This window comes from Sphingobium sp. D43FB (assembly GCF_002312805.1).
Classification (GTDB): Bacteria; Pseudomonadota; Alphaproteobacteria; order Sphingomonadales; family Sphingomonadaceae; genus Sphingobium.
The window spans coordinates 12,933-38,697 of sequence record NZ_NMUA01000003.1 but is presented as its reverse complement, the minus strand read 5'-3'; the positions used below and the strand labels follow the sequence as shown (position 1 = coordinate 38,697).

The following is a 25,765-nucleotide window of genomic DNA, read 5'->3' as shown; positions in this document are numbered from 1 at the left end:
CCCAATTGCCCAAGGAATGGGCTTCTCTATCGACGGAAACGACAAAAGGACAGAGGGCAGGGGTCGGCCGGTCGTTCGGCGATGGATTTGATCGTCGATTTTTGCGAAGGAGCGGGCATGGATTCCCAAACGCCCCCACCGCCGCTGCACGTTTCGCCCAAGATAGAGGACGGCTTTTTCCTGGGCGTCGTCGTGCTGGTGTCGATCGCCTTTCTGCTGGTGATCCAGCCCTTCTTCGCGGCGATTTTGTGGGGCGTGATCGCCGCCATCCTGTTCGCGCCGATCTACCGCAATATATTGGAAAAAATGCCGACCCATCGCAACGGGGCGGCGTTGATCACGCTGTTCCTGATCCTGGGGATCGTCATCATCCCGGCCTTCGTGCTGGGGGCGGCGCTGTTGCAGGAAGCGGCCTATTTCTACGGCAAGGTCCAGTCGGGGGAAATCGACTTCGCCCGGCTCTTCTCGCAGATGATGGCGGCACTGCCCGACTGGTCGCGCCCTTATCTGCGACGGCTGGGCCTGAGCAATTTCGATGCGGCGCAGGCGATGGTGACGAAGGGCATCACCAGCAGTTTCCGGGTGCTGGCGGCGCAGGCGTTCCAGATCGGCCAGAGCGCCTTCAGTTTCTTCATGGCGTTGGGCGTGATGCTGTATCTGTCCTACTTCCTGTTACGCGATGGCGAAAAACTGTCGCAGCGCATCGTCGCGGCCGCGCCGTTGCGGGCCAGCCAGCGCCAGGCGCTGATCCAGCAGTTCGTCATCGTCATCCGCGCGACGATCAAGGGCAGTATCGTCGTCGCCATCGTCCAGGGGCTGATCGGCGGTATCGTCTTCTGGGCATTGGGAATAGAAGGCGCCTTGCTCTGGGCCGTGCTGATGGGGGCATTTTCGCTGTTGCCTGCCGTCGGCACGGCGATCGTGTGGGTGCCGGTCGCCATCTATCTGTTCGCCAGCGGCGCGATCTGGCAGGCGATCGTGCTGGTGGCGTGCGGCGTGCTGATCATCGGCATGGTCGACAATGTGCTGCGCCCGATCCTGGTCGGCCGCGATACGCGCATCCCCGATTATGTGGTGCTGATCACGACGCTGGGCGGGATCGAGCTGTTCGGCTTCAACGGCATCGTCATCGGGCCGGTCATCGCGGCGCTGTTCATCGCGACCTGGAACATCTTTACCCGGATGCGGCAGGTGGGTGGCCTCGCGGAAGGGTGACACTGGGGTCACGATCCGAAGTTCACACCGTCGCGGGGTGAATTTTCCCCGATAGGACGCATTTGCAGCAGCAAAGCCACGGGATCGTATCTTCGACGCGACAATCACGCGCCAGTTGCGCGCCACAAAAGTTCGTGCCGCGCGCCTGACAGGCGACGGCATCGGGCGGTATGTAGGCAGCGGCGCGGGGGACGTCATCCACCAGGATAGATCAGACAAAATCCTACATTGAAAGGGTTTGATCCCGCCCTATTCCAGCATCGCCGCCAATTTCGGCGTCATATATTCCTGCGCGGCGGTGTCGGTGCGCAGGATCAGGCGAGCGGGGAGGGCGTGGCGGGTGGCGAGGGCCATGCCGCGGGCAGGGCCGAGGATGGTGATGGCGGTGGCCCAGGCGTCGGCGTGCATCGCGCTGTCGTGCAGGACGGTGACCGAGGCGACGCCGGTTGCGACGGGGGTGCCTGTCGCGGGATCGATGCTGTGCGAGAGGCGGCGGCCATCTTCCAGGCGGTAGCGGCGATAGTCGCCTGAGGTGGCGACCGACAGGCCGGACAGGGCGACGCGCAGGACCGGGATAGTCAGGTCCGGGGGGGATTCGACATCGACCCACCAGGGCTGGATGTCGGGCTTGATGCCTTCGCCGCGTAGTTCTCCGCCGATTTCGATGAGGAAGTTGGCAAGGCCCATGGCGCGCAGGCGGGCGGCGACGGCATCGACGGCGAAGCCTTTGGCGATGCCGGAGAAGTCGAGCGCTGCGGGGGCGAGGCGGCGAGCCTGGTCGCCATCAATCTCGATCGCCTGCCAGGGCGGGGTCGAGGGCGCGGCGTCGGGGCGGGGGAGGATGGCGGGGCCGAAGCCCCATCGGTCGACCTGATGGCCGATGGCGGGATCGAAGGCGCCGTCCGACAGCCGGGCCATCTCCAACCCTGCGCGCAGGACGGTCAGCATGTCGGCGGGCAGCGGCATCCATGTGCCGATTGGGGCGCGGTTGAAGCGGCTGATGGCCGAGTCCGGCTCCCAATTGCTCATCTGCGCGATGATGCGGGCCAGCACCGCTTCGATCTCTGCCGCGCAGCCAGCGGGCGGATCGACGATATGCGCCGACCAGCTGGTGCCCATGGTCGGGCCGCCAAGTGTCGTGACGCGGCCCGCCCGCTGTCGCCCGACGAAGAGGTCGGGCGACAGGCCGGGCGGGATGGCGATGCGGATGCCGGTCGTCAGGGGGCCAGCACTTCCAGCGTCGAGACATAGGCGGCGCGGCGCTGGGGTGGGCCAGCGGGACGTGCCGGGGGAGTGGGCGCTGCGCCGAGGGCTCCTGCGCCGGGGCCACCCATGCCGCCAGGGCCGCCAGGGCCGCCTTCGCGCCCGCCGCCGATGCTGGCATTCACCCAATACATGCCGGGTTCCGGCCAGGTGACGACGACCTTGCCATCCTTGTCGGCGGTCAGGTCCATCTGGCCCAGCGCGTCGCGATAGCGGATGCCGCCGGGGATGACGGTGACCTTGAGGTCGGCCGCAGGCTTGCCGTCGAGCAGGAACTGGAAGGTCGCCGCTTCGCCCGACACCAGATCATTGGGATGGGTGACGGGGACCATTTCGATGCCGGTGCCGGTGGGTTTGAAGATGGTCGTGGTCGGCGCGCCCAATGTCACGAAAATCTCGTTGCGGTTGGACATTTCGGCGGTCTGCACATCGGTTGCGCCTGCTGGGATAACGCTGGCCAGCTTGTCCTTGGTGGTGCCGCGCGGGAGGCGTTCCTGCTTGCCGTTCAACATATAGCTGCCCATCACGCCGGTCGAGACATTGGCGATGCGATAGGTGCCGGGCTTGGTCAGATGCACGTCGAAGGTCGAACGATAGCGGCCCTTGGCGGCGTTTTCGATTGTGCCGGTGCTGCCGTCTGGCTCGGTCACGGCGATGCCGTCGGTCGCCATCGGGAAATGTTCGAAGTAGAAAACGTCATTGGAGATGGCGGCGTCCACCGTCACCCAGCTGTCGTCGCCCGACAGGGTTGTGGAGGATGGCAGCATCCATTGGCGATGGGCCTGCGCGGTGGCGGGCAGCATCAGGGCGGCAAGCGCGCCCGCGATCAGATATGTGGCTTTCATGGTCCAATCCCCTTTATTTGCCGAAGGTGAGGGCGACGGCGCCCAATTCAGTGCTGCCCTGCGCCTTGACGGTCGCGCCGGGCTTTGGCGGCCAGGCGAAGGGCAGGCGGACGACTTCGCGGCCGCCGACTTCGCGCGCGGCCTCGATGAAGAGCGTGTAGTTGCCGGGGCCAAGCGCGCCCAGTGGGCCTTTGCCTGCGGTGAAGCTGAGCTTATGGTCGCCGGGTGCCTTGGTTGCGCCGGTGACGCCATCGGCGGGCAGCTTGAGCGCGCGGCCGGAGGCGCGCCACCATTGGCGCACGTCGCGCAGCCATTTGGTGCCCTCGCCATTTTTCATGTCATAATCATACCAGACCGACAGGCTGCGCGGGGTTGCGCCCTCCTTCTCAATCCAGATGGCGACATAGGGGCGGTGATATTCGGCGACCGAGAGGCGCGGGATGGCGACCGACAGGTTCAGCGTCTGCGCGGTGGCGGGTGCGGCGAGCGTGCCCACCGCGCCGAGCGCAGCCGTGCCGGTCAGGGCCAGGCGGTAGCGGATCTGCATGGATAGTCCCCCTTAATGAATGAAGATGATGGCGAGGATGGCGGGCAGAGCGAGGCCCGCGGCGACCAGCGGCCAGGTGGAAGGCCGCTTCTTGGCATGAAGCTGGAGCAGGACGAGGCCGGTCAGCGCAAAGAGGAAGCAGGCGACCGAGAAGATGTCGATAAAGTATTTCCACACGGTTCCGGCATTGCGCCCCTTGTGCAGGTCATTGAGATAGCTGATCCAGCCGCGGCTGGTCGCTTCGCTGGTGACCGTGCCATCCTGGCGGTCGATCGAGACCCAGCCGTCGCCGCCGGGCCGGGGCAAGGCGAGGTAGATTTCGTCGGCGGACCATTCGGCCTCGCCGGTGCCGCGTTGGCCCACGGCCTGTTCGATCCAGGCGGCGACGGGGGCGGGCAGGGGTTTCTTGGCGTCGGGCTGATCGTCCGGGGCGATCTGGGCGCGCAGGTTGGCGGGCAGGGTCGCCGCTTTTTCGACGGTTTGCGGCGATCCTTCGATATCGGCGGCATGATTGAGCGTGATGCCGGTGAAAGCGAAGAGCAGCAGGCCGATGAGGCTGATCGCCGAACTGACCCAATGCCAGGTGTGCAATTGCTTGAGCCAGAACGCCTTGGCGCTCTTTTTCTTTTGCGAAGGGATGCGGGCGGTTCCGTGCATCGGGATGGGGACTGGTCCTGCTGAAGTGAGGAGGATCGCATATCGCGAACGACTCTCAATTGCAAACGAGTCGCAGGAAGAAAAATGTAATAAAGTGTGATGAAGGGGATGATCGCCGCGACCGGTTGCAGATCGAGACTATTGACCGCAGGCGACGCTGGCCCTAGCCGCAAATAGGACGGCATACGGGCGAGCGATCACCGAGACGTCAAGGCATCGGGTCGGCCCTGCTCATGGGAGAGGGGGGCGCGTGCCGCTATCAGGATAAAATTATGCTGCTGTCGGGCGTTGCCGCAGGAATGATGTTGATCGGGACGCAGGCCGGGGCTGCGCCGCAATTGCCGGTCGAGCCGGTGGTGGAAACGACACCGGTCGCGCCGCCCGTGCAGGCGGAGGATGAGGTCCAGGACATCGTGGTGACCGGCGACCGCGCGCCGCCCAAGGGCGATCCGCTGGAAGAGATCAACGCCCAGAGTTTCGAGGCCGTGCAGGCGGTGGACAAGAATGTCGTGGGGCCAATGGCCAAGGCCTATAATAAGGGCCTGCCGCGTCCGGCGCGCAAGGGATTGCGCAACTTCTTCTCCAACCTGCAGGAGCCGGTGGTGTTTGCGGCCTATCTGCTGCAGCTCAAGCCCGGCAAGGCGGCGGAGACGGCGGGGCGGTTCGCGATCAATTCGACGCTGGGCTTTGTTGGCCTGTTCGATGTGGCCAAGCGCAAGCCCTTCCATCTGCCCTATCGGCCCAATGGACTGGCCAACACGCTGGGCTTTTACGGGGTCGGGCCGGGGCCGTATATGTATCTGCCGGTGATCGGACCGACGACGTTGCGTGATCTTGTCGGCTATGGGGTCGATGGCATCGTGACGCCCTTCGTTTTGGGCAAGCCGTTCAACCAGCCGACCTATGTGATTCCCGCCAACATCCTGCGCCAGTTGGGGGAACGCGCCGCGTTCGACGAGCGGATTACCGATATTCGGGCGCAGGAAGACCCCTATGGCACTTATCGCGACCTGTATCTCAAGCAGCGCAAGGCGGAGATCGAGGCGTTGCACGGGCGCGTGAGCGAGGAGCCGGTGGTGCCGATGTACGGGCCGGGCCTGGGCATACCGGGCAAGGCCAAGGATGCCGGTGCGGTGCCCGATAGCGCGCCGCTGCCGGAAACCGCCCCGGAATGATGGACCGGGTCATGTCTGCCATGCGGACATGACCCGGTTATCGGTTTAGCGCCCCAGTAGGCCGCGCGCCTGGCCCGCAATCTCCGCGAGCATCGCGACATTGGGGCTGGCGGCGGCCTTAGCGCGCTGGACCAGGGTGCGGAATTGACGCACGCGGTCGCCTTTCTTCTGCAACCAGTTTTCGACATGGGCGGCCACGTCGCTGGCGTCGCAATTCGCGGTGCATTGCGCCAGGAAGTCGAGCCGCACCTGCTGCATATCGCGGGCGACGCCGGAGATGAGCAGTCGTTCCCACGGATCGGTCGGTTCCATGCGCGCGGCGGCGGACTGGACCCAGTCGATGCCGACCGCTTCGCCCAGATGGGTGAAGGCGCGGGTCAGTTCGACTTCATCGACGCCCATCCGCCCGGCCAAAGCCGCGATGCCGACAGCACCGTCAAGCTTGAACAGGCCAGCGGCGCGATGGGCCAAGGCTTCGGGTGCGCCAAGGCCCAGCAGGCGATCGGTCACGGCATTGGTGCGGCGCTGGGCCTCGCTGGTCAACAGGTCGTCGACCTGTACGGCCAGCGTGCCGACGCCCTTTGCCAACAGGTCGTGCCCGGCGGCGGGCAGGGTGCCTGCGGGTACGCTGCGCAAGATGTCGGCGATCTGCGCGCGCATGCCGTTGGCGATGTCGCCGAACAGGGCAAGGCGGGCATCCTCCGACATATGGGCCGCGTCGATATCCGCCCATAGCGCGCGGATGTCGTAGAGCCGTTCGGCGATCAGGAAGGCGCTGGCGAGGTCGGCGAGCGAGCAGCCTTCTTCTTCCGCCAGTTCGAACGGGTGGATGATGCCGAGGCGGTTGATGATGCGGTTGGCGACCTTGGTCGCGATGATCTCCTTGCGCAGGGCATGGGCGGCGATGGCGTCCGCCTCCTTGTCCTGCATCGCGGCGGGGAAGGCGGCCATGAGTTCGGCGCCCATGCTGGGATCGGTGGCAAGATCGCCATGTTCGATCGCATCCTGCAGCGCGAGCTTGGCGGTGGAGAGCAGGACTGCCAGTTCGGGGCGGGTAAAGCCCTGGCCATCCTGTCCGCGCCGCAACAACTGGTCGTTGGCGGCCAGCCCCTCGACGGCGCGGTCGAGCCGCCCCGATTCCTCGAATGTTTCGATCAGCCGGACATAGCTGGCAAGGTCGGCCGCGCCGCCGCTTTCTGCGATCGACAGGCCAAGCGCCTGCAGGCGGTTATCCTCCAACACCAGATCGCCGACCGCATCGGTCATGCTTTCGAGCAGGCTGTTGCGCGCGTCGAAGGACAAGCGGCCTTCGGCCATTTCCTTGTTCAGCGCGATCTTGATGTTGACCTCATTATCCGAGCAATCGACGCCTGCGCTATTGTCGATGAAGTCGGTATTGATGCGGCCGCCGTGGAGCGAGAAGGCGATGCGCCCCGCCTGGGTGATGCCAAGGTTCGCGCCTTCGCCCAGCACCTTGACCCGCAATTGTTCGGCATTGACGCGCAGCCGGTCATTGGCCGGGTCGCCGACGTCGCCATGGCTTTGCGCCGCGGATTTGACATAGGTGCCGATGCCCCCGAACCAGAGCAGGTCGGCGGGGGCCTTGAGAATGGCGGAGATGAGTGCGCCCGGCTCCATTTCCGTTTCGGTCACGCCCAAAATCTGCTGGATTTCAGGGGTCAGCGGGATGCGCTTGAGCGCGCGGGAGAAGACGCCGCCGCCCGGCGAGATGAGCGCTTTGTCATAATCCTCCCAGCTTGACCGGGGCAGTTGGAACATGCGGTTGCGCTCCTCCCAGCTTTTGGCGGGGTCGGGCGTGGGGTCGAAGAAGATGTGGCGATGGTCGAAGGCGGCGACCAGCTTGATCGCCTTGGACAGCAGCATCCCGTTGCCGAACACGTCGCCCGACATGTCGCCGCAACCGACGACGGTGACGGACTCGCTTTGCACATCGACGCCCATTTCGGCGAAATGACGCTGGACCGAGAGCCATGCGCCGCGCGCGGTGATGCCCATCGCCTTATGGTCATAGCCGTTGGAGCCGCCGCTGGCGAACGCGTCGCCCAGCCAGAATTTGCGATCGAGCGCGATCGCGTTGGCGACGTCGGAGAAAGTGGCCGTGCCCTTGTCGGCCGCGACGACGAAATAGGGATCGTCGCCATCGCGCACGACCACTTTGGTCGGGTGGCGGACATGATCATTGACGATATTGTCGGTGACGGACAGCAGCGCGCGGATGAAGATGCGGTAGCTTTCGGTGCCCTCGGCAAGCCAGGCGTCGCGATCGACCTGCGGATTGGGCAGATGTTTGGGGTAGAAGCCGCCCTTCGCGCCGGTTGGCACGATGACGGCATTTTTGACGCGCTGCGCCTTCATCAGCCCCAATATTTCGGTGCGGAAATCGTCGCGCCGGTCGGACCAGCGCAGCCCGCCGCGCGCGACTGGACCCGCGCGCAGGTGGATGCCCTCGACGCGCGGCGAATAGACCCAGATTTCGCGCCACGGCAGCGGGGCGGGGAGGCCGGGAATCTGGGCGCTGTCGAGCTTGAACGCCAGCGCTTCGGTGGCGGCGTCGCTGTAGAAATTGGTGCGCAGCGTCGCGTTGATGACGGCGCGCAGCAGGCGCAGCACGCGATCCTCGTCAATCGCGGTGACGGCTTCGAGGCCCGCGTCGATGTCCGCCTGGGCCGCGGCGATCCGCTCTTCCGCGCCTTCGCGACCGACTGGATCGTGCAGCGCCTGGAACAGGCTGGCGAGGCTGGCGGTGACGCCCTGCGCGCGGCGCAGCGTTTCGGCGAAGGTCGCCATGCCATAGGCCATGCCGGTCTGGCGCAGATAGCGGAACAGCGCGCGGAACAGGACGACCGAGCGCGGGGCAAGCGCGGCGGTGACGATCAGTTCGTTGAACCGATCATTTTCCGCGCGCCCTTCCAGCACTTGGGCGATGGCTTCGGTAACGATGGTGGCGCGGTCAACAACGGCCTGCGCATCGCCGCCCGCGGGCAGTTCCAGCACGAAGCGCTGGACATTGCCCAGCCTGCCGCCGTCTAATGCGGTCGTCATTTCCTCGATCACGCGGAAGCCGAAATTCTCGAAGGCGGGGACGACTTCGGACAGCGCAATGCCATGATGGCTGTAGAGTTTGAGCCGCAGCCGTTCGGCGCAATCTTCGGGATTGCGATAGATGCGGATGGACTTGTCGCCCGGCCCGGACAGGCCGTGGATCAGGCGGATGTCGATCGCCGCTTCGTCCGGGCCTGCGCCATTGCGATAGACCATCGGGAAGCCACCGGCATAGCGTTGCGCCAGCGCGGCGGCGCGGCCGGCATCCTCGGTCTTGGCCAGCGCTTCTTCGACGGCGGGCGCCCAGCCGCGCACCATCTGCTTCAACTGGCGGTCGAGCAGGACGTCATCGGGAATGATCCCGCCTTCGCGCAGGTCGAGCGTGATGCGCAGCAAGGCGAGGCCGCCTTCCTCCAGTGCGATCGACCAGCTCAGCACTGGCGCGTTGGCGGCCATGGACAGCATTTCCTGCACCGAGAAGCGGCGCGCGGTCGAGACTTCGTCGCGCGGCAGCCAGACGAAGGCATAGAGATGGCGCGCGAGCGGGCTGCTCGCCAGCGCGAGCTTGGGCCGTGGCCGGTCGGTCAGCGACATGAAGGTCAGCGCCAGCCGCTCCAGCGTGTCGCGATCGAAGCCGATGAGGATGTCATGGGGCAGGGTGGTCAGGGCATGGACCAGCGTCTTGCCGGCATGACCCTGTGGATCGAAATCGAACTTGTCCATCAGCGCGGACAGCGCCGAGCGCAGCACCGGCACCTTGTCCGGCGTCGCCGTCAGGCCCGAACTGGTCCACATGCCGGCATGGATGGAGAGCGCCTTGACCTCCTTGCCCTCGCGCACCGGCACGATGACGAGATCGAGCAGCACCAGGCGATGCACGCGCGACAGGCGGTTGGACTTGATGATGAGCGGGTTGCGCTTGCCTTCCTCGAACCAGGCGAAGGCAGCATCGAGCGAGGCCGGGGCAATCAGCGGCTTGTCATGCCGGGTGCAGATGCCGAGCGAAGCATGGCTGCTGCCGTCGCGATGGATGATTTCGTGACCCGTCAGGGTGAAATGACGCGCCAGGAACCAGCGCAGCAGCGCCGCGCCTTCCTCATCGGGGACGGCGTCGGCATCGGCCTGCATCGCGGCCTGCATCGGTGCCCAGTCGGCGACGGCGGCGCGCACATCGGCCAGCGTTTCGGCCAGCGCCTTTTCGAGCGCGCGGCGCGCTTTCGCGTCGGCCCGGTCGGCCTCGATATAGATCATAGATTCGCGGCGGGCACCGGGCGCGTCATCGTCGAGGATCGCGGCGAGCGCGCCTTCGATGTTGCGGGTGATCGACAGGACGGGATGGAGCAGCCGGTGGATGGTGATGTCGGCGGCGGCCAGTGCATTGGCGATCGAATCGACCAGGAACGGCATGTCGTCGTTGATGAGCGCGATCCGCATGAAGCGGCCATTGGCGCCTTCGCCCAGCGTTTCGATGGCGATGGCGGGTTGTCCCGCCTGACGCCCGTTGGCGGTGCGGCCCACGAACAGCGCGGCGGCGGCCAGTGCCGCTTCGTCGAACCCTTCCCGCTCGCCCGGCAGCGCGCCGCGCGCCAGCGCCGTTTCCAGCGCCTCACGGATGCCCGTATCAACTTCTTTGATCTTCGCGTCAGCCAGCGTCGTCATTCGCCTACCTCTCACCAGCGGGTACATTCCCGCTTTCATGGAACGGAGGAGAGGCTGGACGCCGCCATGCGACTCCCCGGCTTAGGATCGCCTTTATGCCTCCGCCTCAACGGAGGCTCAACCCAGGCTGTGGAATAAAGTTTCTGAAAATTGAAATAATATGATGATGCACCATAACTGCTTCGGATGGCGACTATCGGCTCGGCCCGGTGGCATGTCGAGCGGGTTTAAGGGATTTTTCCAGTATTTTGCGGCGCGTTGCGGGCGATGGGTGCGCGCCCATGCCGTCGGATCAGCGAGCGGCGGCGAGGATCACCTTTTGCCCCAGGTCCGAATCCTGCGGCAGCGCCGCGACGAGGGCGAGCGATCCGTCCGCTTCGCGCCGGGCGATGACGACGGCCAGGCCATCGGCATCGGTGGCGATGGCGTCCGGCGCGAGCGCGCTGGCGGCCTGCATGGCGGTGCGCGCCTTGTGGCGGCGGTCGGGGCGGGGCGGGGCTTCGGCGCGGCGCAGCGCGCGTTCGTCGCGTACCAGTGCCTTGAGGCCGCCTGTGTAGCTGGCGAGATAGTCGGCGAGCGATCCCACGCCCAGGCCCGTGGCCCAGCCATGGTCGAGCGCGGTCGCATATTCGGTGATCCGCGTCTTGTCATAGGTGCCGCCGAAGACGAGCTTGATGATCGCGGTCATCGGGCTGCGCGCCTGCACCTTGAGGCCGTGGTCGGCCAGCAATGTGGCATAATCGTCGGGGCGGGCCTTTGCCACCAAGGCGAAGTCATAAGCGAGGCCGATCGCGCGATAGAGGGCGGCATGGCTGCGCGCTTCACTGACGCGCACCCGTTCCGCGCCGTCGCGGGCGATCGCCAGCCAGTCGGCGAGCGGCGCTTCTTCGTCGGGCGCTTCCATGCCGGACAGGTCGAGAATTTCGTCGTCATCCGGCGCGTGCGCGGGAGAGGGCGTTTCCGCTTGGGTCGGGCCATCGGCCCAGATTGCGGTCGTCGGGCCGGGCAGCGGCGCGGTGCGCAGGGCGTCGCCCACTTCCTCTTCCAGCGCGGCGCGCATCGGGGCGTTCGCCAATTCCTTCCAGTTGATCACGCCGAACACGAAATCGATCGTCTCGTCATCCGACGAGAAGGGCATCAATATGCCGCGATAGAGAATGTCCGACCCGCGCTGGTTGACGAATTCGGCCTCGAAGCCGATCGGCGCGGCATTGGCGATGATCTGGAGATAATGGTCGGTCAGCCGCGAGACGAGCGATCGGGCGGGCACGTCATCGATATAGGTGATCGATCCTTCGATCTCGCATTCCTGCCGCAGCGCGGTGCCCAGATACACGACCGAGGGGTTTTCGAGACCGGTGCTGAAATCGAGCAGGATGCTGTAGGGGCCGAAATCGTCCAGTTCTTCGGGCGCGAGATCCTCGATCGAGGGCAAGGCGCGGTCGCCCAGCAGCGAGGCCCAATAATTATAGGCACGCACCTGCATCCGCCGTTCGTCGGACACCACCATCAGCGGCGCGTCGATCGCGGCGTCTTCGCTATGGTCGACGTCGTCCCGGTCGTTGGCGACATCGAGTCCCCATAGAGTGTCCATTCGGCCTGTCCCTAAAACAGATAAAAGCGCTTCATCTGGGACTCGACAGTGGCAGCGGATGGTAAATTTGGGGTGAACAGGGGCGCGGATGTGCGCTTTCGTTGAAAAGCCCGCTTGTCCTGCGCCCCAACCGCTGTTATCTGCCCGCCGCAAGCCGCTTTAGCTCAGTTGGTAGAGCATCGCATTCGTAATGCGGGGGTCACAGGTTCGAGTCCTGTAAGCGGCACCATCCCTTCGATAGGGAAAGTCCTGAAATCAAAGCGAAAATGCCTTCTGGCTTGTGGCCAAGGAGTTGCCTTGTTTATGGGCCTTTGGGCTTGAAACCGGGGCGTCCCAGTGGGTGGGGCGTGGGTGCTGGATGGGCTCAATTTTCGTCAATCGTTTGGAGCATCCGACTTTTGCATTTCCTCGGTGGCACGATCTGCCGCCGCCTCTAGGATGTCTGCCATGATTTCCTCTGTGTCTTCGCCATCATTTTTCGCAATCGCAGGCTCTGGCGGCACCAAAGCTTCTAAGCGGACGGCATCGGCCTCAAACTGTTTCGCTGCCGCCGCTGCCTTTGTTGCCTCCGCATCAACCTGATCTGGCGCAACCCCCATTTCGCGCAGCGCTTCTGGACGCTGTGGGATTGGATTTGAAGGATCGAAGACAATCACTGTCGCTCCCGTTGCCTTGAGCGCAACGCGAACGTCACGTGCAAGTGCTTCGGGCAGAGCGACGAACAGGCGTGATCCGTGCAATCGACCTGGAACGCCGGATTCAGCCCCCTCTTTCAATGTACGCGCCATAGCTTCGGGGGCCGAGGGGCTTGCGAACATGAGATCGTCCGGCTTATCCCAACTCGCGAATATCGAACGAATATCTTTCGCTTGCTCCGCAAAATCAGGCTCATTTTCGGATGGCAGAATCCATCGGGGACTGAGCCCCATCGCATTTTGATTTTTGGGAGCGAGGCGTTTGGCTGCCTGATATAAATAGCGCCGCCACGCATCCTCCGTGGCATCTTTCGGTGCGGTAAGAGGGGCGACGGCGAATGCGCGCCATGTGGCTTCCGATGCCTTTGATCTGGCAGTCAGCGGCGCTGCGGCAGCCATCGCAGCGTCCCATGCGACTCCTGACGGAGGAGTTACAGTGCCGGTCGCCAAATCGACTATCACGTCGAAATAGCCACGCGGCGTGCCAATCGCACCCCGACTGCCTGGAATAACGACCTTCAACACTAATTGCCGATCGTCTGTCGTGAGTGCGTGCTCGCCGCTCCACCAGATTGAACTGACGCTTGTTGGCAGTGCCCGTATGTAATCCTCCGGCAAGATGTCGAGGAGCCGCATTGACCGGACCTGTGATCCGTCCGCGCGATAGATCACCACGACGTTGTCACCAAAACCCGCTGAGTGCCAATTGTCGAAGGTGACGACATAGCTCCCATTGTCTGCCACCAGAGCGCTCACGGGTGCAACCTCGTTAGCGAGTGGGGTCTGCCAGATTTTGGTCCAAGCTCGTCCATTAGTTCTTTCCAAAATCGCTCGCGCCTGAGGTTCGCCGCCTTGGCGTTGACCGGCAGGTTCCTTGCCACCCACTTTGTCGCTGAAGTAGGAAAGCTGGTCCTCAAGATCGCGGGGGATCACAGTGAGCCGAACGGTCTTATCTGGGGAGAGATAGGTTTTTCGCATCGGTGGCATCCAACTGTCCGCCGACGCTGGAGCGGAAGCGAGCAAAGCTACCGCGACAAACAGCCTGACTAACAACTGCATCCTATCTCTCCACTCTACAACCAAGGCCCGCGTGGCCATATCATCATACTCTTTAGATTAAGACCGACGCGCAAAATTCGGCATCTTATATGAGATGTGTTATATCGTGTCTTAATACGAGAAAAGTACTAATCGAGCAGATCGCCTAACCTGCGACGGTGACGGTGGGGTTCTTCACAACGCGTTCAATGCCGCTGATGTAGGTCCGATCCAGCCCGGCTTCTTCGGCAAGCGTCTCCTGAGACCATCGGCGTTCCTTGCGCAGGCGCTTCATGTTCACAACTGATCGATGTCGGACGTCCATCGTCGAGACTGAACTGGAATGTGGTTGATAGAACCACGAACTATGAATCTCATTCTTACTAGCCTTGGCAGCATGTTCCGGTAAATCAGGTCGGGACGTGGATGCCCCAACGCGCCGTCGCTTTGGCGGTCCTGTCCGCCTGCACCACGCCTGCAGACGTCTCCATTCTGGCGAATGCTGCGGTCGCTCAACCGTTGGCTATGTGCGGATGATGGTCGATATGGGCTGCGGACGAGCGTTGACAGCAGCCTGATATGTGAAAGATAGTCGATCGGCTTCGTCCCATATATGGAGCGAAATTGTCGGGTTTGGTTCGACGATTTTACAGGCTGATCTGGGGTAGGTAGCGGCATGCATTCATATGATAGTCGCCTGGCCATCAGTCAGTTTCTGTTTGCAAATGATCCTCCCGAGGCGGTCGATATAGCCTTTATATGCTGTAGCCCGACGATCAGCAGCCTGATGCCCGCCATTTCTCTTTACCAATCCGGGCTGACGTCGCGCATCCTCATTTCGGGTGCTGGCATGACGCCTGCCAAAGTACCGGAGTGGCGGCTCTATCTCGATCATGCGCTTGCGTCAGGCGTGGCGGAAACCGCGATCCTGTTGGAGAAGGAGGCGCGCAATACGGCGGAGAATGCCGATTTCGGAGCGGCGTTGATCGAGGCTGAACTGGGGTGGGACAGGGTGAACAGCATGGCGGTCTGTGCCAAGCCATTCCATATGCGGCGCGCGGTCATGACCCTGCGCAAATATATCCCGCCGCATGTGCGGCTTATTGCGCGGCCGCCGGAAGATCCCCGCGACCTGTCCGCGCAAAATTGGTGGCATACCGACCAGGGCCGCGAGCGCGTGTTGCGCGAACTGGGAAAGATCAGCGAATATGCGCTCAAAAGCGATCTGGGCGATGTCTGATGGGCGACGGTTGCACCTGATCGGCGTGGGCGGGAGCGGCATGCTGCCGCTGGCGCTTTTGTTGAAGCAGGCGGTCATAGCGTGACCGGCAGCGACGATGCCTGCGACCCCGTACGCCTCAGCCTGCTGCGCGAACAGGGGGTGTCGGTCTTTTCCAATGCCGATCCGGCGCATGTGCGGCATGCGGATCATGTCGTGGCGAGCCCCGCCATCGCCGAAACGCATATCGAACGACGAACCGCGCGCCGCGAAGGCGTGCCGGTCCAGACACGCGCGCAAGCACTGAGCGAACTGATAGCCGATCGCGCCGCCATCTGTGTCGCGGGCAGTCACGGCAAATCGACGACCACGGCGATGCTGGTTCATATTCTCGATACCGCATTGGGTGGCGATTTTGGCTATATGCTGGGCGCGTCCTTTTCAACGGCAGGCCGCCTCCCGGCCCGGTTGGGTCCGCCCGCTACGCCATTCCTTACCGAAGCCTGTGAAGCGCATGGCGCATTGGCGCAGTGGCAACCTTCCCATGCGATCCTGACGAGCGTCGATGACGACCATGCCGATCATTATGGCGGGACGGGCGGCTTGCAGGCGGCCTTCGCAAGCCTTTTGTCGCGCGTGCCATCGACTGGACAGGTCGTGGCCTGCGGCGACGACCCCGGCGTCAGGGCGGTGCTGCGCGAAGCGACCTGTTCCGTTTTGACATATGGTTTCGGCACAGAAAATCTCCTGCGCGCCGAGCGTCACCCGCACGGTGGCGCTACCCTGTTTCTGCACGGGCAATGTTTGGGCGATATCGGCCTTTCTGTTCCGGGGCGTCATAATCTCCTCAATGCCATGGCGGCGCTGGGTATGGCGCTTGAACTGGGCGCAGATTTTGCGACCTGCGCCCTGGCCTTGACCAATTTCGAGGGGATAGGGCGGCGGTTGCAACCCATATCGACGCTCTCCTCGCCTCGCATCTTCGACGATTTTGCCCATCATCCGGCGGAAATCACCGCATCCCTCGCTGCCCTTCGCGAAGCGGCGACGGGACGGTTGATCACGATATTCGAGCCGCAACTGCACAGCCGGGTGCGCCGCATGGCACCGGCCTTTGCCCAGGCGCTGTCGATGGCCGACGCGAACTTCATCCTGCCTGTGGCGGCTCTTGGCGAGGCCGCGCACGGGATGGATGGCAATGCGGCGCTGGCCGATGCCTGCCTTGCCATCGGCGTGACCTGCCAGCATGTTTCGGCATTCGCCGACCTCGTGCTGCGCTTAAAGAGCGATTTGCGCCGTGACGATAGCCTGGTCGTCATGGCGGGACGCACCGGTGAAGGCTTGGCCCAGAGGCTGGCCCACGCCCTTGCCGATGCGGACGAAAGCGTTGACCAGCCCGTACTCGTCTATGGCGACAAAAGGCCGCCTCCGCCCGATCTCTTGACCATAGTGGCGGGCCACGCTGCCACGCATCCGACCGCAGCCGCCGTCGAGATGGGGCATCGCTGCCTGACCTATGCCGACCTGATCATCCGGACCGATGATTTGAGCGAAGCGCTGACCGCTGCCGGGGTGAAGGTCGGCGATTGCGTCGGCGTCTGCCTGGGGCGGACGGTCGACCGGGTTACGGCCTTCCTCGCGATCCTCCAGATCGGCGGGGTTTTCCTGCCGCTCGATCCGGCCCTGCCTGCCGAGCGGCACGACTATATGCTGGCAAATGCCGGAGCGCAGGTGATCGTCGTCAATGCGTCAAGCCCGGCGCTGCCGGACAGGGGGCTGGTTTTTGTCAATTGCGGCAACCTGCCTGACCGGGGAGACCGGCCAGACCGCGCCCTGCGGATAGATGACCGATCGCCGGACGCCCCTGCCTATATGATCTTCACATCCGGCACGACCGGACGCCCCAAGGCGGTTGAGATTTCCTGCGGTGCCCTTGCCAATTACGCGACCGCAGCGCCCCGCCATTTCGGCATCGATCGCGCGTCTCGCATATCCCAGGTCAACGGTTTCGGCTTCGACGTGTCGGTCGGCGACATGGCCATGGCACTGGCTGCTGGCGCCTGCCTGGTCTACCCTACGGACATGCAGGCTATATCCGGGCCCCCGGTCGGCCGCTTCATCCTGCAGGCACGCCTGACCCATCTGTCGCTGACGCCGTCGGCGTTGAGCGTCATTCCCACCGGCGATTATCCCGACCTGACGCATGTCATCGTGGCCGGAGAAGCCTGTCATCCGTCGCTGGTGGATCGTTGGGGCGGAGGCCGGCACTTCATCAATGCCTATGGCCCGACAGAAGCGACGGTGGAGGCGCTGTTCGCGATCTGCCGACCGGGTCAGCCGGTCACCATCGGTCGACCGATCGATAATATGGGTGCCTGCCTGCTGGACGACCATTTGCAGCCCGTCCGACCCGGCGAGGAGGGCGAATTATGTCTGTTCGGTTCGGGCCTTGCTAAAGGATATCGGCATCTGCCTGGGCTTACGGCGCAGCAATTCCCGTTGGTATATTTCCAAGGGGAAGGCAGCGTGCGGATTTACCGGACCGGAGATCGGGCGAAAACAGGGCCGGACGGCGCCTTCATCTATCTGGGTCGCCTGGACAGCCAGTTCAAATTTCAGGGCTACCGCATCGAAGCGGGGGAGATCGAGGCCGCATTATGCAGCCTGCCCAACGTCATGGATGCGGTTGCCTCTTTGTCCACCAACCCGCCTTCACCCGATCGCCTGATCGCCCATATCGTCCTGATGCCAGACGCCCCCCCGCTGGACCCCGTGGACCTGCGCGCCCGTCTGGAAAAACTATTGCCCGCTTATATGGTGCCGTCCGTTTTCCTGCCGGTTCCCCATATTCCCCGCAACGCCAATGGAAAGCGGGATCGCGACACGCTGCCCCTGCCGCCGCAACTGACGCGGGCGTCGACCGCGCGAACCACCGGCACCGCGACGGAGGAGCGGGTGATGGCGATCATCGACGAGCTGGCGGGTGCCGGTTTCATAGCGGGGACGCGCGACAGCCTGCTCGATGCCGGCATGGATTCCATGGCGATGGCGAACCTTTTATTTTCCATCGAAGACGCGTTCGGCATCACGATTGATGCAGGTTTCGAGGCGGGTTTCGATACGGTCGAAGTCCTGGCGCTGATGGTGGATTCGCGGCGCAACCTGCCGCATGCGCCGTCCCCGCAGGGCATACGGGAAAGGCTGACTGCCAAGATCTCGTCGCATCTCGCATCCTGGCCGGGGCGGCCCTTCGGGAAGGTTGGGCTGACACGCAGTCTGAACGGAGACAACTCCCTGCCGCGGCTATTCTGGTGTTTTCAGACCGGCAAGGAATTGGCGCAACTGAGTGCCAGCCTAAGCGATGCGGCCGCTGTGTTCGGAATGCGCTCCGGCCATCTTGCCGTCGAATATAGCGCCGACAATCTTACAGGGCTTGGAAAGCTTTATGCCGATGAGATCATGGCCATAGCGCCGGAAGGGCCCCTGTTCCTGGGCGGAAATTGCCAGGGCGGCCTTGTCATGCGCGAAGCGGGGCTGGCGTTGATGCGGCGGGGCCGCACCGTCGCGCTGACCATCTTGATGGAACAGGGGCGTTTCCCTCATTATCCCGGTCGCACATTGCTCCTTTTCGGGGCGGGCAGCTATCTCAACCCCTATGGTCAGATCGATGCACCCGAACAGATATTTCGGGCGGCCTATCCGGGCGGCCACCGCGTCGACATCCTGCCTGGCGCCCATGGCACATATTTCGCGCCCGGCAATGTCGACGCCCTGGCGGACATTATTAGCCGACATATAGCGCAAGGGTTCGAGGCCGTCTTGGCCGCATAGTCCCGCGCTGGTGCGGATCAATATGCATAGGTAGATGGGGGCGGACATCCGGTATAGTGGGCCAGCCTAGTCATGAACGTTGGCCTCGCATTTATAGCCGGGCGGAGGGCTGCCATGCTTGTCCTGCAATGGGAGGCCGCCGTCATTCTTCTTGCAATGCGACACCGGCGTCCGTAGGGCGCGAGTACAGCGTCTATTGCTGGAGACGGCGTCGGTCCTTGGCTTTGATAGCCGGGATATCCCATGAAAGCGCGCAAATATCGTTCTCGTGTGGGATTTAGGCGAATAGGTATGGGGTGGCAGGCCGCACAAAGCATGCTGGATCTTATCCAGATGCGCTACCGCATCGCGACATTGACAGGATTAAGACGAATTTATGCGAGGATATAGAGAACCCGGTTTTCAGGACAGGGTCGCCGCGGCCAAGGATGCCAAGACGAAGGCGCTGGAAAAGCTGAAGGCCAAGCCGCCGGTGGATGAAGCCGAGCAGGCCGAAAAGCTGGCGAATCGCCTGGCCAAGGAAGCGGCTGCGCGCGAACGGCGTGAAGCCAAGCTGCGCGAGAGAGAAGAAGCGGAAGCCGCGCGCAAGGCCGAGCGCGAGGCGGCGGCCGAGGCTGCGCTGCCGCCGCCAGCCATGACGGAAGCTGAACGCAAGGCGGCGCGCGATGCCCGCTATGCGGCGCGCAAGGCCCGCAAATAAGATAAGGCGCAGGGCGGCTGTCGGCTACATCGCTGCCCGCCCTGCGCCGTTGGCGGCCGCATTTGAAGGATGATTTCTGGACCAGTTGCACAGTGCCCATGCGCCGATCTATCGCGCTGACCCCGTCCTGCCTTTGCATGCCGCTCCTTATGCGGCGGACTTTTCCCATCCGATCGAAGTCATCGATATCGCCGAGATTCCCGGCGGCGGACAGTTGCGGCTGCTGAAAAGCGGCGCTGATTTTTCGATCCAGTTCGGGTCGGAAGAATTGATGGGCAGTTGCGACCATGTGTCGGAAGAGGCGCTCGCACGGCTGACGTGCGAGCGGCTGGCCGATAATGATGGGCAAGTGCTGATCGGGGGGCTAGGCATGGGCTTTACGCTGGGCGCGGCGCTGGATGCCTGGTCGCCGCATGCAGCCATAGTCGTGGCGGAACTGGTACCCAAGATCGTGGAGTGGGCCAGGGGACCATTGGCGCATGTCTTTGCCGATCGTCTGTCCGACCCGCGCGTCACGATCGACGTCGCCGACGTGCATGATGTGATCGCGGCGGCCAGCGACCGGTTCGACGCGATCCTGCTGGATGTCGATAATGGCCCTGACGGGTTGATCCAGGCCGAAAATGAGCGGTTGTATTGCAATTGGGGGCTGCGCTCCGCTTATGGCGCGCTGCGATCCGGGGGCGTGCTGGCGATCTGGTCGGCCTATCCGGCGCGGGGTTTTGACCGGAGGCTTGAACGGGCGGGCTTTGCCGTCGAGGCGGTGCGGGTGCCCGCTTATGCCGGTAGCATGGACGATAGCCATCATATCTGGTTTGCGAGGAAGGTGGCGTAGCTGAGGGCTACACGACCATAGCGCGCCGTCGTTGACGGCATCAATCGAACATGCTGATACGAAAAATACATGAAATAGGGTGCTCCCGCAAAAGCGGGAGCCTAGGATGCACCGCAGGACGTTCGACCCTGGACTCCGGCTTTCGCCGGAGTACGACAACAGTTAAAGCATCTTCATGATCGATCCTGCTACCCTTTCCGACGCCGATGCTGCCAACCGTTTGATGCGCCTGGCGCGCGAGGTGGCGAAGCATAATCGGCTTTATCATGACGACGACGCGCCGGAGATTACGGATGCGGCCTATGATGCGCTGATTGCAGAGAATAACGCGCTTGAAGCGGCGTTTCCGCATCTGGTGCGGGCCGATTCGCCCAATGCGCAGGTCGGGGCAGCGCCGACGTCGGCGCTCAAGAAAGTCGCGCATGCGCAGCGGATGATGAGCCTCGACAATGGCTTTGCCGATGCGGATATCAGCGAATTTATCGCGCGGGTTCGGCGCTTTCTGGCGTTGGCGGAGGATGCGCCGGTGGCGTTGACGGCCGAGCCGAAGATTGACGGCCTGTCCTGCTCGCTGCGCTACGAGAAGGGCGAATTGGTGCTGGCCGCGACGCGGGGGGACGGGGCGACGGGCGAGGATGTGACCGCCAATGTCCGCACCATCGCTGATATTCCCGATCGCCTGACGGGCGAAGCCGTGCCCGACCTGTTCGAGGTGCGGGGTGAGGTCTATATGGCCAAGGCGGATTTTACCGCGCTCAACGCCCGGCTGATGGCTGAGGCGGACGAGCCGGAGAAGGCGCGGCAGTTTGCCAATCCGCGCAATGCCGCCGCCGGATCGCTGCGGCAGAAGGATGCGAGCGTGACCGCCAGCCGCCCGTTGCGGTTCCTCGCCCATGGCTGGGGCGCGCATAGCGATTTGCCCGCCGACACGCAGCTTGGCGTGATGCAGGCGATTGCGGCCTGGGGTCTACCGGTGTCCGACATGCTCGTGCGGGTCGAGACGCTCGACGCGCTGCTGGCGCATTATCGCGGTATCGAGCGGGCGCGGGCGGACTTGCCGTTCGATATCGATGGGGTGGTGTATAAGGTCGACCGGCTCGACTGGCAGGCGCGGCTGGGCTTTGTGGCGAAAGCGCCGCGCTGGGCGATCGCGCATAAATTTCCGGCCGAACGGGCGCAGACGACGCTGGAGGCGATCGACATTCAGGTCGGGCGCACCGGCAAGCTGACGCCGGTGGGGCGGCTGACCCCGGTGACGGTCGGCGGGGTGGTGGTGTCCAATGTGACGCTACACAATGCCGACGAGATTGCGCGGCTGGGCGTGCGGCCGGGCGATCGGGTCGTGGTGCAGCGGGCGGGTGACGTCATCCCGCAAGTCGTCGAGAATCTGAGCCGGGACGAGGCGCGCGCGCCCTATGTCTTCCTGGCCCAATGTCCGATCTGCCAAAGCGAGGCGGTGCGCGAGGAGGGCGAGGTCGATTATCGCTGCACCGGCGGGCTGATCTGCCCGGCGCAGCGGTTCGAGCGGTTGCGCCATTTCGTCAGTCGCGTGGCGCTGGATATCGAAGGGCTGGGCGAGAAGTCGATCCAGGAGTTTCTGGACCTGGGTTGGATCACCGAACCGGCTGACATTTTCCGCCTGAAACGCCATCGCGCCGACCTGGTCGGGCGCGAGGGGTGGAAGGAAAAATCGGTCGATAATCTGCTCGCCGCGATCGAGGCGAAGCGCGCGCCCGATGCCGCGCGGCTGCTGTTCGGGCTTGGCATCCGCCATGTCGGGGCGGTGACGGCGCGCGATTTGCTGAAGCGTTACACGACGCTGGAAGGGGTGCGCGCGCTGGCGCACGAGATCATGGCGCTGCGCGCGGCGGCACCGGAGGGCGAGACCCAGGCCAAGCGCGACAAGGCGATTGCCGAACATATCGGGGTGGAGAATGTCGGCGCGGCGGTGGGCCATGCGCTCGCCGATTTCTTCCATGAGCCGCATAATGTGACGGCGTGGGAGGATCTGTTGAGCGAAGTATCGCCGCCGCCTTATGTGGTGGAAACCACTGCCAGCGCGGTGACGGGCAAGACGATCGTGTTCACCGGCAAGCTGGAGACGATGAGCCGCGATGAGGCCAAGGCGCAGGCGGAGCGGCTGGGGGCCAAGGCGGCGGGATCGGTCAGTGCAAAGACGGACCTGGTGGTCGCGGGGCCGGGGGCGGGGAGCAAGCTCAAGCAGGCAAGCGCGCTGGGGATCGAGGTGATCAGCGAGGAGGCCTGGGCGGAGATCGTGAGGGCGGCGGGTTAAGCCGCCATCTTCCGGCGGGTGCTGATATGGTGGGCGAACGGGTGAGCGGTCTTCTGGGTTCGCTATTGTTCACGCGGAGGCGCGGAGACGCGGAGATTTTTTGTTCGGCCTTTGGCCGGGATGGGGATGGCAGGTGCCTTTCTCCCCCCTTCTCCGCGTCATCGCGTCTCCGCGTGAACCAAAAGCTCAGAATACCGGCATGTTGGCTGGGTCTTCCGGGTCGATCACGGGGACGGGGGTGACGGGCGAGTGGATGCCGCATTCGACCTTGTCCCAGCCGCGCCAGCGGCCTGCGCGCGGGTCTTCGCCGGGCAGCACTTTCGATGTGCAGGGTTCGCAGCCGATCGACAGATAGCCTTGCGCCTCCAGCGGGTGGCGGGGCAGGGCGTGGTCGGCGAAATAGGCCTCCAGATCATCCTTGGTCCAGTCGCCCAGCGGGTTGATCTTGAGCCGCCCGTCCTCGACCTCGAACCGGGGCAGGTTCTGGCGGGTGACCGACTGGAACGCCTTGCGCCCGGAAATCCAGGCGTCGAGGCCATCCTTGGCGCGCTTCAACGGTTCGACCTTGCGGATTTCGCAGCAGCCGTCGGGATCATAGGACCAGCGCAGGCCGGTCTCGTCCTTCTTGGCGATCACCTCGGCGATCGGCGTCACGGTACGGCTGTCGGTGAAGCCAAAGGCGTCCATCAGCGTGTCGCGATAGGTCAGGGTTTCGGCGAACATCTTGAGCGTGTCGACGAAGATCACCGGCACGGTCGGGTCCGCCTGCGCCACCAGATGGAGCAGCACGGCGCTTTCTGTGCCGAAGGAGGAGACGACCGCGACATTCCCGGCCAGCCCTTCGGCAAAGACGGCCTTGAGCATGTCCAGCGTGCCCACACCCTCGAACCGCGCGTTGAGTGCGTCCGCGTCCGCCTGAACAAAGGCGGGGCGGGTGTCGATGATGTCAAGCGTGCGGGCGGCTTCAGCCATTCTGTGTCTCCGGGTGCCGCTTGGCCCAAATGGGCGCGCGGCCATCGATCGTCTTTTGATAGACGTCTGCGTAGCGGGTAAGCGCGCGATCGACGGCGGCATCGTCAAGCGCCTTGGCCGGGTGGAAGCTGTCGAAGCCGCAGCGGCGCATGGCGACGATCTGGTCCACCAGCACGTCGCCCACAGCGCGCAATTCGCCCGCATAGCCCGCCTCGCGCAGGATGCGCGCCGCCGAATAGCCGCGCCCGTCGCCAAAGCCGGGAAAATTCACTTCGACCAGCGAGATGCGATCGAGATGCGGCAGCAATTCGCGCGCGTCTTCGCCCGGTTCGATGCGGACGGCGGTGGCGTTGGACTGGCCGGTGAAGGCTTCGACCGTCACGGCGGGTTCCTGCGTGGATTCGCCATCGCGGAAGGAGAGAAATTCAACCATGACGAAAACCTCCGTTCGTTTCGAGCGCAGTCGAGAAACGAGAAGCGCGCCCTAGCCGTGTCTCGACTGCGCTCGACACGAACGGCTGTTGCTTATGATCAACCATAAATCGCCTCCTTGAAGGGCGTCATGCCGATGCGACGATAGGTGTCGAGGAAGCGTTCGCCATCGGTGCGTTCCGCCAGATAGATGTCAGTGACCTTCTCGATCGCATCGACCACGCCATCTTCGGAGAAACCGGGGCCAGTGATCTGGCCGAGCGAGGCATCTTCCGCACCGGAGCCGCCAAGCAGCAACTGGAAATTCTCGACGCCGCGCCGGTCCACGCCCAAGATACCGATATGCCCGGCATGATGATGACCACAGGCGTTGATGCAGCCCGAAATCTTGAGCTTCAATTCGCCAAGGTCCGCCTGCCGCTCCGCATCGGCGAAGCGCGTCGCGATCTTCTGTGCCAGCGGGATGGAGCGGGCATTGGCCAGCGCGCAATAGTCGAGGCCTGGGCAGGCGATGATGTCGGTGATGAGGTCGAGATTGGCTTCGGCCAGCCCCGCCGCCGCCAGCTTCTGCCAGATGGCGTAAAGGTCCGCCTTCTTCACATGCGGCAGGACGAGGTTCTGCGCATGGGTGACGCGCAGTTCGTCGAAGGAATAGGTCTCGGCCAGGTCCGCCACCAGCGCCATCTGCTCGGCCGATGCGTCGCCGGGGATGCCGTCGATCGGCTTGAGGCTGATGTTGACGATGGCATAGCCGGGCACCTTATGCGCCGCGACCTGCCGGTCGAGCCAGAGCGCGAACGCTCGGTCGCTGCGGTCGATCGTGTCGGACAGACCGGCCTCATAAGCGGGCGGCGCGAAGAAGGCGCGAATGCGGGCCAGTTCCTCGACCGGTGGGTTGAGGCCAAGCGTCCGCATATGGGCGAACTCTTCCTCGACCTGGCGCTTATAGTCTTCGACGCCGATCTCATGGACCAGGATCTTGATCCGGGCCTTATACTTATTGTCGCGGCGACCATGGCGATTGTAAACGCGCAGGCAGGCTTCGAGATAGGAGATGATCTCGTCCTCGGCCACGAAGTCGCGGATCAGGGGCGCGACCATCGGGGTGCGGCCCATGCCACCACCGGCATAGACTTCCGCCCCGACGACACCGTCACGTTCCACCAGTTTGAGGCCGATGTCATGCAGGCGCATCGCCGCGCGATCATCGTCGGACGCGATCACCGCAATCTTGAACTTGCGCGGCAGATAGGTGAATTCGGGGTGGAAGCTCGACCATTGGCGCAGCAATTCGGCCCAGGGGCGGGGGTCCGCCACCTCGTCCGCGCTGACGCCGGCATATTGGTCGGAACTGATGTTGCGGATGCAATTGCCCGAAGTCTGGATGGCGTGCATTTCGACCGTCGCCAGTTCAGCGAGGATGTCGGGCGCGTCGGCCAGCTTGATCCAATTATATTGCAGGTTCTGGCGGGTGGTGAAATGGGCATAGCCCTTGTCATATTTGCCCGCAATCTCGCCCAGCTTGCGCATTTGCGTGCCCGACAATGTGCCATAGGGGATGGCGACGCGCAGCATATAGGCGTGGAGTTGGAGATAGAGGCCGTTCATCAGCCGAAGTGGCTTGAACTGATCCTCGGTCAGCGCGCCAGCAAGGCGGCGCTCTGTCTGGTCGCGAAATTCCTCGACACGGGCATCGACGATCGACTGGTCATAGCTGTCATAACGATACATG

The 25,765-nt window shown here is 63.8% G+C and carries 18 protein-coding genes and 1 tRNA gene; 8 read left to right on the top strand and 11 right to left on the bottom strand.

Annotated features, from left to right (window positions below):
* The first annotated feature begins 117 nt into the window (after window positions 1-117).
* The gene (locus SxD43FB_RS03670; protein ID WP_037479535.1) at window positions 118-1,215 is read left to right on the top strand and encodes an AI-2E family transporter; all 1,098 of its coding nucleotides are present in this window, start codon (window positions 118-120) and stop codon (window positions 1,213-1,215) included.
* Window positions 1,216-1,464: 249 nt separating this feature from the next.
* On the opposite strand, the gene SxD43FB_RS03665 is transcribed toward SxD43FB_RS03670, so the two are convergent.
* From SxD43FB_RS03665 to SxD43FB_RS03650, 4 genes are all read right to left on the bottom strand, one after another.
* Window positions 1,465-2,334, bottom strand: coding sequence for an FAD:protein FMN transferase (locus tag SxD43FB_RS03665; RefSeq protein WP_096061041.1), 870 nt, complete (start codon window positions 2,332-2,334; stop codon window positions 1,465-1,467).
* A 98-nt stretch (window positions 2,335-2,432) separates the two neighbouring features.
* Window positions 2,433-3,323 (bottom strand): DUF4198 domain-containing protein, encoded by an 891-nt coding sequence (locus SxD43FB_RS03660; RefSeq protein WP_096061040.1) that lies wholly within the window; start codon window positions 3,321-3,323, stop codon window positions 2,433-2,435.
* Between the two features lie 13 nt (window positions 3,324-3,336).
* A complete protein-coding gene (locus tag SxD43FB_RS03655) occupies window positions 3,337-3,870 on the bottom strand; it encodes a DUF2271 domain-containing protein (protein ID WP_037476865.1) in 534 nt (177 codons plus the stop codon).
* Window positions 3,871-3,882: 12 nt separating this feature from the next.
* A complete protein-coding gene (locus tag SxD43FB_RS03650; protein ID WP_096061039.1) occupies window positions 3,883-4,527 on the bottom strand; it encodes a PepSY-associated TM helix domain-containing protein in 645 nt (214 codons plus the stop codon).
* A gap of 272 nt (window positions 4,528-4,799) precedes the next feature.
* On the opposite strand from SxD43FB_RS03650, the gene SxD43FB_RS03645 reads away from it, so the two are divergent.
* On the top strand, window positions 4,800-5,702 hold the full coding sequence (locus SxD43FB_RS03645) for a VacJ family lipoprotein (RefSeq protein WP_096061038.1): 903 nt from the start codon (window positions 4,800-4,802) through the stop codon (window positions 5,700-5,702).
* A 45-nt stretch (window positions 5,703-5,747) separates the two neighbouring features.
* On the opposite strand, the gene SxD43FB_RS03640 is transcribed toward SxD43FB_RS03645, so the two are convergent.
* Complete coding sequence (locus SxD43FB_RS03640) at window positions 5,748-10,424, bottom strand: NAD-glutamate dehydrogenase domain-containing protein (protein ID WP_096061037.1); 4,677 nt, start codon at window positions 10,422-10,424, stop codon at window positions 5,748-5,750.
* A 292-nt stretch (window positions 10,425-10,716) separates the two neighbouring features.
* Window positions 10,717-12,018: a hypothetical protein gene (locus SxD43FB_RS03635; RefSeq protein WP_096061036.1), complete on the bottom strand. Its 1,302-nt coding sequence runs from the start codon at window positions 12,016-12,018 to the stop codon at window positions 10,717-10,719.
* A 153-nt stretch (window positions 12,019-12,171) separates the two neighbouring features.
* On the opposite strand from SxD43FB_RS03635, the gene SxD43FB_RS03630 reads away from it, so the two are divergent.
* A tRNA-Thr gene (locus SxD43FB_RS03630) sits at window positions 12,172-12,247 on the top strand.
* Window positions 12,248-12,392: 145 nt separating this feature from the next.
* Here the strand turns inward: SxD43FB_RS03630 and SxD43FB_RS03625 are convergent.
* Together SxD43FB_RS03625 and SxD43FB_RS03620 are read right to left on the bottom strand one after the other, a co-directional pair.
* Entirely contained in the window at window positions 12,393-13,772 is a 1,380-nt protein-coding gene (locus SxD43FB_RS03625) for a hypothetical protein (RefSeq protein WP_176482664.1), read from the bottom strand.
* Between the two features lie 145 nt (window positions 13,773-13,917).
* Window positions 13,918-14,046: a helix-turn-helix transcriptional regulator gene (locus SxD43FB_RS03620; protein ID WP_255245592.1), complete on the bottom strand. Its 129-nt coding sequence runs from the start codon at window positions 14,044-14,046 to the stop codon at window positions 13,918-13,920.
* Window positions 14,047-14,538: 492 nt separating this feature from the next.
* Between SxD43FB_RS03620 and SxD43FB_RS03615 the strand changes: the two genes are divergently transcribed.
* From SxD43FB_RS03615 to ligA, 5 genes are all read left to right on the top strand, one after another.
* On the top strand, window positions 14,539-14,991 hold the full coding sequence (locus SxD43FB_RS03615; protein ID WP_217988773.1) for a YdcF family protein: 453 nt from the start codon (window positions 14,539-14,541) through the stop codon (window positions 14,989-14,991).
* A gap of 81 nt (window positions 14,992-15,072) precedes the next feature.
* Window positions 15,073-18,801, top strand: coding sequence for an amino acid adenylation domain-containing protein (locus SxD43FB_RS03610; RefSeq protein WP_217988772.1), 3,729 nt, complete (start codon window positions 15,073-15,075; stop codon window positions 18,799-18,801).
* Window positions 18,802-19,177: 376 nt separating this feature from the next.
* Window positions 19,178-19,501: a DUF6481 family protein gene (locus SxD43FB_RS03605; protein ID WP_037476861.1), complete on the top strand. Its 324-nt coding sequence runs from the start codon at window positions 19,178-19,180 to the stop codon at window positions 19,499-19,501.
* Between the two features lie 133 nt (window positions 19,502-19,634).
* Entirely contained in the window at window positions 19,635-20,336 is a 702-nt protein-coding gene (locus SxD43FB_RS03600) for a spermidine synthase (protein ID WP_176482671.1), read from the top strand.
* Window positions 20,337-20,511: 175 nt separating this feature from the next.
* A complete protein-coding gene (gene ligA, locus SxD43FB_RS03595; protein ID WP_096061032.1) occupies window positions 20,512-22,629 on the top strand; it encodes an NAD-dependent DNA ligase LigA in 2,118 nt (705 codons plus the stop codon).
* 186 nt (window positions 22,630-22,815) lie between these two features.
* Here ligA and SxD43FB_RS03590 read toward each other — a convergent pair whose 3' ends face one another.
* The 3 genes from SxD43FB_RS03590 to SxD43FB_RS03580 form a co-directional block, all read right to left on the bottom strand.
* A complete protein-coding gene (locus SxD43FB_RS03590) occupies window positions 22,816-23,601 on the bottom strand; it encodes a phosphoadenylyl-sulfate reductase (protein ID WP_096061031.1) in 786 nt (261 codons plus the stop codon).
* Window positions 23,594-24,034, bottom strand: coding sequence for a DUF934 domain-containing protein (locus SxD43FB_RS03585; RefSeq protein ID WP_096061030.1), 441 nt, complete (start codon window positions 24,032-24,034; stop codon window positions 23,594-23,596). The genes SxD43FB_RS03590 and SxD43FB_RS03585 overlap by 8 nt, the downstream gene beginning before the upstream one ends.
* Window positions 24,035-24,132: 98 nt before the next feature.
* Entirely contained in the window at window positions 24,133-25,764 is a 1,632-nt protein-coding gene (locus tag SxD43FB_RS03580; protein WP_096061029.1) for a nitrite/sulfite reductase, read from the bottom strand.
* Between the last annotated feature and the right edge of the window lies 1 nt (window position 25,765).